Annotated in this window: 9 protein-coding genes; 7 read left to right on the top strand and 2 right to left on the bottom strand. The window is 73.9% G+C overall.

Annotated elements, in window-relative coordinates:
• The 6 genes from AC2CHG_RS27050 to AC2CHG_RS27075 form a co-directional block, all read left to right on the top strand.
• A partial coding sequence (locus tag AC2CHG_RS27050; RefSeq protein ID WP_484525858.1) for a glutamate-cysteine ligase family protein occupies window positions 1-633 on the top strand: 633 nt, incomplete at its 5' end.
• Window positions 630-1,937 (top strand): ergothioneine biosynthesis protein EgtB, encoded by a 1,308-nt coding sequence (gene egtB / locus AC2CHG_RS27055; RefSeq protein ID WP_135240362.1) that lies wholly within the window; start codon window positions 630-632, stop codon window positions 1,935-1,937. The genes AC2CHG_RS27050 and egtB, both read left to right, overlap by 4 nt.
• A gap of 9 nt (window positions 1,938-1,946) precedes the next feature.
• Entirely contained in the window at window positions 1,947-2,693 is a 747-nt protein-coding gene (egtC, locus tag AC2CHG_RS27060; RefSeq protein WP_484525859.1) for an ergothioneine biosynthesis protein EgtC, read from the top strand.
• Window positions 2,694-2,725: 32 nt separating this feature from the next.
• Window positions 2,726-3,691 (top strand): L-histidine N(alpha)-methyltransferase, encoded by a 966-nt coding sequence (gene egtD, locus AC2CHG_RS27065; RefSeq protein ID WP_366619925.1) that lies wholly within the window; start codon window positions 2,726-2,728, stop codon window positions 3,689-3,691.
• 227 nt (window positions 3,692-3,918) lie between these two features.
• A complete protein-coding gene (locus AC2CHG_RS27070; protein ID WP_013286559.1) occupies window positions 3,919-4,506 on the top strand; it encodes a TMEM165/GDT1 family protein in 588 nt (195 codons plus the stop codon).
• Between the two features lie 122 nt (window positions 4,507-4,628).
• Window positions 4,629-4,832 carry a hypothetical protein gene (locus AC2CHG_RS27075; protein WP_194799316.1) on the top strand — a complete coding sequence of 68 codons (204 nt, stop codon included), beginning with the start codon at window positions 4,629-4,631 and terminating at the stop codon, window positions 4,830-4,832.
• A gap of 60 nt (window positions 4,833-4,892) precedes the next feature.
• Here AC2CHG_RS27075 and nhaA read toward each other — a convergent pair whose 3' ends face one another.
• Together nhaA and AC2CHG_RS27085 are read right to left on the bottom strand one after the other, a co-directional pair.
• On the bottom strand, window positions 4,893-6,194 hold the full coding sequence (nhaA, locus tag AC2CHG_RS27080; protein WP_366623865.1) for a Na+/H+ antiporter NhaA: 1,302 nt from the start codon (window positions 6,192-6,194) through the stop codon (window positions 4,893-4,895).
• Between the two features lie 161 nt (window positions 6,195-6,355).
• Window positions 6,356-8,203: a polysaccharide biosynthesis protein gene (locus AC2CHG_RS27085; protein ID WP_366623867.1), complete on the bottom strand. Its 1,848-nt coding sequence runs from the start codon at window positions 8,201-8,203 to the stop codon at window positions 6,356-6,358.
• Window positions 8,204-8,388: 185 nt separating this feature from the next.
• Between AC2CHG_RS27085 and AC2CHG_RS27090 the strand changes: the two genes are divergently transcribed.
• On the top strand, window positions 8,389-9,837 hold the full coding sequence (locus tag AC2CHG_RS27090) for a tyrosine-protein kinase domain-containing protein (protein WP_366623869.1): 1,449 nt from the start codon (window positions 8,389-8,391) through the stop codon (window positions 9,835-9,837).
• The last annotated feature ends 153 nt before the right edge of the window (window positions 9,838-9,990 follow it).

A 9,990-nucleotide genomic window follows, 5' to 3' on the forward strand; every position in this document is an offset into this window, starting at 1 on the left:
GCCTTCGCCACCGCCGACCGGCACGCGGGCCGCCGCACCGGCTGGGCCTCCGCCCGGATGGCCACCTGGCTGGCCATCGACCCAGCCCGGACCCGTCCGGTGTGGTCGCCCGAGCGCGCCGACGAGGACCCGGTGGCGACCTGGACCCGGTACGCGCTCGCCGCGCCGCTGCTGTGCGTACGTGGCGACGGCCCGGACTGGACCGCGCCCCCCGGTGTCACGTTCGCCGACTGGCTGGCCGGGGCGCTGCCCCGCCCGCCCACCACCGGCGACCTGGAATACCACCTCAGCACACTGTTCCCGCCGGTCCGCCCACGCGGCTACCTGGAGCTGCGCTACCTCGACACCCAGCCCGGCCCGGCGTGGACGGTGCCGCTGGCGGTGCTCACGTCGCTCTTCACCGACCCGGCCACCACCCGGGACGCGCTGGCGGCGGCCGGCCCGGTCGCCGACCGGTGGCGCGCGGCGGCCCGGTGCGGGCTGGCCGAGCGTCCGCTGGCGAGCGCCGCGGCGGCGCTGTTCGACCTGGCCCTGACGGCCCTGCCGAGGCTCGGCCTGCCCGAGGGCATCCACGACGAGACCGACCGAGCGATCCGGCGGCACCGCGCCGCCGCGGAGAGGGGACACCGGTGACCACCACCGAGCGACTACGCGACCGGATCGCCGCGGAACTGGAGCGGACCCGGGCCCGTACCGCGCTGCTGACCGACGCGGTGGACGACGACGACCTGGTCCGGCAGCACTCCACGCTGATGTCGCCGCTGGTCTGGGACCTGGCGCACGTCGGCAACCAGGAGGAGCTGTGGCTGGTCCGCGACGTCGGCGGCCGCGAACCGGTACGCCACGACATCGACGACCTGTACGACGCGTTCAAGCAGCCCCGCAAGGACCGCCCGGCGCTGCCGCTGCTGCCGCCGGCCGAGGCCCGTGCCTACGTGCGTACGGTCCGCGACAAGGTGTTCGACCTGCTCGACGGCATCCGCTTCACCGAGCGTCCGCTCGTCGCCGACGGGTTCGCGTTCGGCATGATCGTGCAGCACGAGCAGCAGCACGACGAGACCATGCTCGCCACCCACCAGCTGCGCGCCGGCGCCCCGGTGCTGGACGCGCCGCCCCCGCCGGAGCCCCGGGCCCGGGTCGGCGGGGAGGTACGGGTGCCGGCCGGGCCGTTCACCATGGGCACCTCCACCGACCCGTGGGCGCTGGACAACGAGCGCCCGGCGCACACCGTCGACCTGCCCGCCTACGTCATCGACGCCGCGCCGGTGACGAACGGTCAGTACCGGGCGTTCATCGCCGACGGCGGGTACGACGAGCCGCGCTGGTGGAGCGAGGCGGGCTGGCGGCACCGCGTCGAGGCGGACCTGAGCGCGCCGATGCATTGGCGGCGCGACGGGGACGGCTGGGCGTACCGCCGGTTCGGCCGCTGGTCGCCGGTACGCGACGACGAGCCGGTGGTGCACGTCTGCTGGTACGAGGCGCAGGCGTACGCGGCGTGGGCCGGCAAGCGGCTGCCCACTGAAGCGGAGTGGGAGAAGGCGGCCCGCTGGGATCCGGCGACCGGCCGGTCCCGCCGCTACCCGTGGGGCGACGAGGACCCGGGCACCGAGCACGCCAACCTGGGGCAGCGGCACCTGTGGCCGGCGCCGGTGGGCGCGTACCCGGCGGGCGCCTCGCCGCTGGGCGTGCATCAGCTCGTCGGCGACGTGTGGGAGTGGACCTCCTCGCCGTTCCGGGGTCACCCGGGCTTCACCGCGTTCCCGTACCGGGAGTACTCGGAGGTCTTCTTCGGCGACGACCACCGGGTGCTGCGGGGCGGCTCGTTCGGCACCGACCGGTCCGCCTGCCGGGGTACGTTCCGCAACTGGGACTACCCGATCCGGCGGCAGATCTTCAGCGGTTTCCGCTGCGCCCGTGACGCCGGACCGGAGGAGTGAGCCGGCCCGATGTGCCGTCACCTCGCGTACCTCGGTCCACCCGTGCTCCTGGGCAGCCTGCTGTTCGACCCGCCGTACGGGCTGCTGCGCCAGTCGTGGGCGCCGCGTGACATGCGCGGCGGCGGCACGGTGAACGCCGACGGTTTCGGCGTCGCCTGGTATCCCGGCGACGGCGACCCGGTCCGTTACCGGCGGGCCCAGCCGATGTGGAGCGACACCACGCTGCCGGAACTGGCCGCCGTGACGCGGGTGCGGGCGGTGCTGGCCGCGGTCCGCTCCGCCACCGTCGGCATGCCGCTGCACGAGACCGCCGCCGCCCCCTTCGCCGAGGGGCGGTGGCTGTTCAGCCACAACGGCGTGGTGCGGGGCTGGCCGGACAGCCTGGTCCCGCTCGCCGCCGGCCTGCCCGTCCGCGACCTGATCACCCTGGACGTACCGACCGACTCGGCGCTGCTGTGGGCGCTGGTCCGGCACCGGCTGCGGGCCGGCGCGCCGCCGGACGAGGCGGTGTCGGACACCGTCGCGGCGGTGACCGCCGCCGCTCCCGGCTCGCGGCTGAACCTGCTGCTCACCGACGGTACGACGGTGGTGGCGAGCGCGGCCGGGCACGCGCTGTCGGTGCGCCGCGGCCCGGACTCGGTGCTGCTGGCGTCCGAACCGTTCGACGACGACCCGGCCTGGCGGGCCGTGCCGGACGGCCGGCTCGTGGTGGCGACCACGGGCGGGCTCGACGTGCGGGACACGACCGCCGCCTGACGATCCGTACCCACCGCAAGAGAGGACACCCGATGAGCGCGGAGCCGCTGGAGATCCACCTGGAGCAGCAGGACCTCGACCGTGGGTTGCGGGAGGACGTACGGGTCGGGCTGACCGCGACGCCGAAGTGGCTGCCGCCGAAGTGGTTCTACGACGCCCGGGGCAGCGAGCTGTTCGAGGAGATCACCCGCCTGCCGGAGTACTACCCGACCCGGGCCGAGCGGGCGGTGCTGGCGGCGCACGCCGACGACGTGGCCACCATGACCGGCGCGAAGACGCTGATCGAGCTCGGTTCGGGTTCGTCGGAGAAGACCCGGCTGCTGCTCGACGCGTTCACCCGCCACGGCGACCTGGGCACGTTCGTGCCGCTGGACGTGTCGGTGAGCGCGTTGCGATCGTCCACCGAGCAGATCGCCGCCGCGTACCCGGGGCTGCGGGTGCGGGGCATCGTCGGCGACTTCACCCGCCACCTGGACCGGCTGCCCACCGGCGGCCGGCGCCTGGTGGCGTTCCTCGGCGGCACGATCGGCAACCTGCTGCCGGTGGAACGGGCCGAGTTCCTCACCGCGATGCGCGCGGCGCTGGAGACCGGCGACTGGCTGCTGGTCGGCACCGACCTGGTCAAGGACCCGGGCGTGATCGTGCCCGCCTACGACGACGCGGCGGGCGTGACCGCCGAGTTCAACCGCAACGTGCTGCGGGTGATCAACCGCGAGCTGGGCGCGGACTTCGACGTCGACGCGTTCCGGCACGTGGCGGTCTGGGATCCCGAGCGGGAGTGGATCGAGATGCGGTTGTGCGCCGAGCACCCGACCCGGGTGCGGGTGCTGGACACCGACGTGGTGTTCGCCGCCGGTGAGGAGCTGCGGACCGAGGTGTCGGCCAAGTTCCGGCCGGACGGGATCGGGGCCGAGCTGACCGCCGCCGGGTTCGACAGGCGGGCGTTCTGGACCGACCCGGACGGGCTGTTCGGGGTGAGCCTGGCCCGCGCCGACTGAGGGCCGCCGTGGCCCCGGCCACACCCGGTGACCGCGCCGGCCGGTGATCGGCTAGGCTGGCGGCGCGAAGGGGAGTAGCCCCCAATGTCGTGGTCGACACACTGGTGCGTTCCGCATCCGGCCACGCGGCCCCGGTCTCCGGGGCGGGCGAGACCTTCGACTCAGGCTGTCGCAGCCGGGTCGAGGGCGCCCCCGTTCCTCCTCCCGGCTTGATCGGGAAGGTTCACATGGAGGGTTTCCTCGTCGCGCTGGTGGTCAGCTTCGGCGTCATCTTCGTCGCCGAGCTGGGCGACAAGTCCCAGCTCATGGCTCTGACGTTCGCCACGCGGTTCAAGCCGGTGCCGGTGCTCATCGGCATCACGATCGCCACCGCCGTCGTCCACCTGGCCTCGGTGGCCATCGGGTACGGCCTGAACGCCGCCCTGCCCACCGACTGGATCTCGCTCATCGCCGGTCTGGCGTTCCTCGGCTTCGGTGCCTGGACGCTGCGCGGCGACAGGCTGACCGAGGAGGAGAAGCGCAAGGCCGAGCGCGGCGGCCGGTCGGCCGTCATCGCCGTCGGTGTGGCGTTCTTCCTGGCCGAGCTGGGCGACAAGACCATGCTCGCCACCATCACGCTGGCCACCAAGTACGGCTGGTTCGGCACCTGGCTCGGCTCGACGCTCGGCATGGTGGCGGCGGACGCGCTGGCGATCCTGGTGGGCCGGATGCTCGGCCGGCACCTGCCGGAGCGGACCATCCGCTACGGCGCGGCGGTGCTGTTCGCCATCTGCGGCCTCTGGCTGATCTTCGAGGCGGTCTCCGAGCTGACCTGACGTGAGTGGTGCGGCGGCGCCCGATGATCGGAGTGCGTTCCGGTGGGTAAGTAGCGCGGGTGAGCGCCGTGGCGGTGACCGCCCGGCGGAGGACGAATCGGCACGACCGGGAGGTTCCGCCCATGAGCAGGCACGACGAGCCCAACGAGTACGGCTTCGCCGGGGGCGCCACCGCGCCGGAGCCGCCGCCGGGCGGGCGCGAGGACGAGCAGGACCGCGCCGAGCAGGTGGCCGTGCCCGGCGACGACCTCACCGGGCCGGCCGCCGAGGCGCTCGAGGAACCGGAACGCAAGCGCGAGCCGCGGCCGGCCGAGCGCCGGCGCTGAGGCGTACCGCGTCGAGGGTGGCGGCGGGCGTCACCGGACGGTCGCGCCCGCCGCGCCGGTTCAGGCCGGGCCCTCCTGGTAGACGTCCGGTACGCCGTCACCGTCGGCGTCCCGGCTCTCCCGCTCGCTGATCCGCCGGTAGACCCGGTTGCGGCGCACCAGCACCACCGAGGCCAGCAGGGCGGAGATCAACGAGCCGAGCAGCACGGCCACCTTGACGCCGTCCTCCTCCGGGCTGCCGGCACCGAACGCCAGTTCGCCGATGAGCAGCGACACGGTGAAGCCGATGCCGGCCAGCAACGCCAGCCCGAGCAGGTCGGCCCAGGTGATCTCCTCGTCCAGTTCGGCCCGGGTGAACCGGGCGAGCAGGTACGTCGACCCGAACACGCCGATCACCTTGCCGAGCACCAGCCCGGCGGCCACCGCGATCACCACCGGGTTGGTCAGCACGCCGCCCACGTCCACGCCGACCAGCGTCACCCCGGCGGCGAAGAAGGCGAAGACCGGCACGGCCAGGCCGGCGGAGACCGGCCGCCAGCGGTGCTCCAGCCGCTCGGCCAGGCCGGGCGCGCCGTCGCGGCCGCGCAGCACCGGCACTGTGAAACCGAGCAGCACGCCCGCCACCGTGGCGTGCACGCCGGAGGCGTGCACGAGCGCCCAGGCGGCCGCCGCCAGCGGGATCAGCGCCCACCACCAGGTCCGCCGCCGCTGCACCAGCAGCCCGAACGCGGCGATCGGCAGCAGCGCGCCGAGCAGCGGCAGCGGGTGGAACGCGTCGGTGTAGAAGACCGCGATGATGGTGATCGCGAAGAGGTCGTCGACCACCGCGAGGGTGAGCAGGAAGGCACGCAGCCCCTGCGGCAGGTGGGAGCTGACCACGGCGAGCACGGCGAGCGCGAAGGCGATGTCGGTGGCGGTGGGGATGGCCCACCCGCGCAGGCCGTCGCCGCCGGCGCTGAGCGTCACCGCGAGGTAGACCAGCGCGGGGGCGATCATGCCGCCGAGCGCGGCGACCACCGGCAACGCGGCCCGCCGGGGGTCGCGCAGGTCACCGGCGACGAACTCGCGCTTGAGCTCCAGGCCGACCACGAAGAAGAAGATCGCCAGCAGCCCGTCGGCGGCCCAGGTGCGCAGGTCCAGGTCGAGGTGCAGCCCGGCGCCGCCGGGCCAGGGCACCCAGTGGCTCAGTTCGGCGTACGCGGCGCGCCACGGCGAGTTGGCCCAGATCAGGGCGAGGACCGCGCCGAGCAGCAGCAGGCCGCCGCCGACGGTCTCGGTGCGCAGCACGTCGGCCAGGAAGCGGGCCTCCGGCCAGGAGCGGCGGGACAGCAGGCGCGAGCGGTGCGGGGTGTGCTGGGGCATGCGGCGTCCGTTCGGAAGCTGGGGTCGGCGGAACCATCGCCGACCAGGCTTCCCGGCACACCGGGATCAACCCTAACGGGCGCCGCCACCCGCGGCGAGCCGAGCCGGCCGATGGGACGCCCCTCTCACCACTCGGGCGAAGCGTCCCATCGGCCGGCGGGTCAGCGTTGCCCGGGCAGAGCCGGCAGGGACGCCCCGACCGGGTCGCAGAACGCGGCCATCCGCTTGATCAGCTCGTCCGGGTCGGCGTACGGGTCGAGCCCGCGCACCTCGTCCGGGTCCAGCTCGGGCACCGGCACGTGGGAGATCAGCGGGTGCAGTGGCCGGGTGTCCACCTCGTCGGCGCCGAACAGGTGCTCGTGCAGCTTCTCGCCCGGGCGCAGACCGGTGAAGACGATCTCCACCGGGCGGTCCGCCTCGGCGGCGAGCCGGCGGGCCACGTCGGCGATCCGGACCGGCTCACCCATGTCGAGCACCAGCGCCTCACCGCCCCGGCCGATCGTCGCGGCCTGCAGCACCAGGTGCACCGCCTCCTGGACGGTCATGAAGTAGCGGGTCACGTCGGGGTGGGTGACAGTCACCGGCACCCCGGCGCGGATCTGCGCCTGGAACGCGGTGAGCACCGAACCGCGGCTGCTGAGCACGTTGCCGAACCGGACGCTGAGGTACCGGCCGTCCAGGCGCTGCGCGTGGTACGCGGTGAGCCGCTCGGTGATCCGCTTGGAGTAGCCGAGGACGCTGGTCGGGTTGGCCGCCTTGTCGGTGGAGATGTTCACGAACTCGGCGACGTCCCGGCACGCCTCCAGCACGTTCAGCGTACCCAGGATGTTGGTCTTGATCGCCTCACCGGGGTGGCGCTGCAGCAGCGGGAGGTGCTTCAGCGCGGCGGCGTGGAACACCACGTCGGGCTGCCGGTCGGCGACCACCCGGGCGATGCCCTCGGCGTCGCGGATGTCGGCCAGGATCAGCTCCGGCCCGTCCAGCAGCGCGCGGCCGTGCAGGGACATCTGCAGCGCGTGCAACGCGGACTCGTCCCGGTCGAGCATCATCAGCTCGTCCGGCTCGCAGCGGGCGATCTGCCGGCACAGTTCCGAGCCGATCGAGCCGCCGGCCCCGGTGACGAGCACCCGGCGCCCGGCCAGCCCGCCGCGCTCCACGCTCAGCTCGGCCGCCCGGTGCGCGCGACCGAGCAGGTCGGTGAGCTGGAGGTCGCGGACGTCGGTGGCGGCCACCGGGCGGTCGAGGACCTCGCGGACCGGCGGCAGGACCTTGAACGCCGCCCCGGCCTCCAGCGTGCGGGTGCGGACGTCGCGCAGCAGCTGCGGGTCGGAGCCGCTCATCGAGAAGATGACCGTGCTCGCCCGGGTGGCCCGGACGGCTACCCCGATCTGCTCCCGGCCGCCGAGCACGCGCAGCCCCTCCAGCCGCAGGCCGCGGCTCTCGGGCGCGTCGTCGAGCAGGCCCACCGGCCGGTAGCTGCTGTCCGCGTCGTGCAGCAGCACCCGGACGAGGCGCTCGCTCGCCGCGTCCACCCCGTAGACCAGGCAGCGCTCGGCGTGTCCCGCGGCCGGCGGCCGGCGGTCGGCGTGGGCCCGCCAGAGCCCGCGGGCGGTCGCCATCACCACGAGCGCCACCGCGCCGCCGACCAGCGGCGTGCTGGCCGGGACCGGGTGCTCCGTCCACGGCAGCAGGGCGACGAAGCCGACCGCCGCGACGAGCGCGACGGTGGTGGCCAGGCCCTGCGCGTCACCGGCGCTGCCGATCGGGTACCGGCCGTAGAGCCGGGTCCGCAGCAGCGTGAGCGTGGCGTACAGCGCGGCGCAGGTCAGCGCCAGGCCGAGCGTGCGGGCGCTGGCGGCGGCGGTGAGGTCGAATTCGTACCGCGTCCAGGCGGCGCCGAGAAAACCTCCGCACCACGCGGCCGTGTCCAGCGTTAACAGGGAAAGGGTGGCGGCGCGGTGGGTGATCCGGCCGGGGGGTCGAACGGCTGTGATCGCATCACGATCCATGGGCTGCCCTCTACGTCCTATCCGTATTGAAAGGATTAGACCGTCTGTGCCTGTTCGGTCGTTTACTGTCGTCCAGTCACGTAACGTCGTGAATAGGCGATTCGATCCTGGCACGGCGACTGGGGTTTTTAGGGGGCTTTCGTGCAGTTTCATCGGCAGACCGGCGTGTCGCGAGGGGGAGCGTGATGGACGTTCTCGGCTACCTGCGCCTGGTCCGACGCCACTGGTGGATCGTGCTGGTGACGGTGATGCTCGGCCTGGGCACCGCCGCGCTGGTGACGGTCCGGACGGCGCCTCGGTACGAGGCCTCGGTGACCTTCTTCGTCACCACGCCCAGCCAGGGGGTCACCGACGCCTACCAGGGCGGCCTCTTCCTCCAGCAGCGGGTGAAGTCCTACGGTGACCTGCTCACCAGCGACCGGCTGGCGCAGAGCGTGGTCGCCGACGCGCCGCTCGGCCTCACCGCCGACCAGGTGCGCAGCCGGATCCACACCACCGCCACGACCGGCACGGTCCTGCTCCAGGCGACGATCACCGACACCGACCAGACCCGGGCGCTGAAGACCACCGAGATGCTCGCGACCAAGTTCACCGAGCTGGTCCGCAAGGTCGAGACGCCGCCGGACGGCAAGGCCCCGCCCATCAAGATCGAAGTGGTCAGCGGTCCCCGGGTCACCTCCGACCCGGTCTCGCCCCAGCCCACCCGCAACCTGGTCCTGGGCGGTCTGCTCGGCCTGCTGCTCGGCGCCGGCCTCGCCGTGCTGCGCGGGGTGGCCGACGTCCGGATGCGCGACGGCGCCGGGCTGCAACGGGTGACCGGCAGCCCACTGCTCGGCGAGATCCCGTACGAGACCGGCGCCCGGTCGGCGCCGCTGATCGTCGGCGATGCGGCCACCTCCGCCCGGGCCGAGGCGGTCCGCAAGCTGCGCACCAACCTGCGCTTTGTGGACGTGCACGAGCCGGCCCGGGTCATCGCGGTGACCAGCGCGCTGCAGGGTGAGGGCAAGACCACGATGGCCTGCAACACCGCGATCGCGCTGGCCGAGGCGGGCTGGCGGGTGCTGCTGATCGACGCCGACCTGCGCCGCCCCAAGGTCGCCGACTACCTCGGACTCGACGGCGGTGTCGGCCTCACCGACGTGCTCGTCGGCGACGTCCAGGTCGGTGACGTGGTGCAGCGCTGGGGCGAGAAGTCACTGCTGGTGCTGCCCAGTGGCGCCACCCCGCCCAACCCGAGCGAGCTGCTCGGCTCCAAGTCCATGGCGGACCTGCTGGTCGCGCTGCGGGACTCGGCGGACATCGTGATCATCGACACCGCGCCGCTGCTGGCGGTCACCGACGGCGTGGTGGTGGCCGTGCAGGCCGACGGCGCGCTCCTGGTCACCCAGCAGGGGCGTACCTCCCGCAGCCAGGTCGCCGCGGCGGCGCACGCGCTCAGCTCGGTGTCGGTGCGCCTGCTCGGCTGCGTGCTCAACATGGCCAAGGTGGCGAAGGCGGACGCCTACCAGTACGAGGCGTACAAGGTGGTCGTGCCGCCCGCGGCGCCCTCCGTACCGGCCGACCGGGCCGGCACCCGGCGGGGCGCGAAGGCCGTGGGCGACCGGACGCAGGAACTCACCCGGCTGTCGCGATGAGTGCGAGCACGGGCCGGATCGACCGCTCGATCTCCTCGGCGCACCGCCGGAAGTCGGCGGGCGAGCCGCCGATCGGATCGCGCAGGTCCTCCGCGCCGGGGGCGGCGGGTTGCAGCCGCCCCCGGGCGCGGACCGCGGCCGACACCGCCGCGC

The organism is Micromonospora sp. ATLC20 (assembly GCF_057196585.1).

Excerpts from the sequence above, each read along its gene's own strand:
- egtC (WP_484525859.1), top strand. The coding sequence starts at position 1,947 with ATGTGCCGTCACCTCGCGTACCTCGGTCCACCCGTGCTCCTGGGCAGC.
- egtD (WP_366619925.1), top strand. The coding sequence starts at position 2,726 with ATGAGCGCGGAGCCGCTGGAGATCCACCTGGAGCAGCAGGACCTCGAC.
- AC2CHG_RS27070 (WP_013286559.1), top strand. The coding sequence starts at position 3,919 with ATGGAGGGTTTCCTCGTCGCGCTGGTGGTCAGCTTCGGCGTCATCTTC.
- AC2CHG_RS27075 (WP_194799316.1), top strand. The coding sequence starts at position 4,629 with ATGAGCAGGCACGACGAGCCCAACGAGTACGGCTTCGCCGGGGGCGCC.
- nhaA (WP_366623865.1), bottom strand. The coding sequence starts at position 6,194 with ATGCCCCAGCACACCCCGCACCGCTCGCGCCTGCTGTCCCGCCGCTCC.
- AC2CHG_RS27085 (WP_366623867.1), bottom strand. The coding sequence starts at position 8,203 with ATGGATCGTGATGCGATCACAGCCGTTCGACCCCCCGGCCGGATCACC.
- AC2CHG_RS27090 (WP_366623869.1), top strand. The coding sequence starts at position 8,389 with ATGGACGTTCTCGGCTACCTGCGCCTGGTCCGACGCCACTGGTGGATC.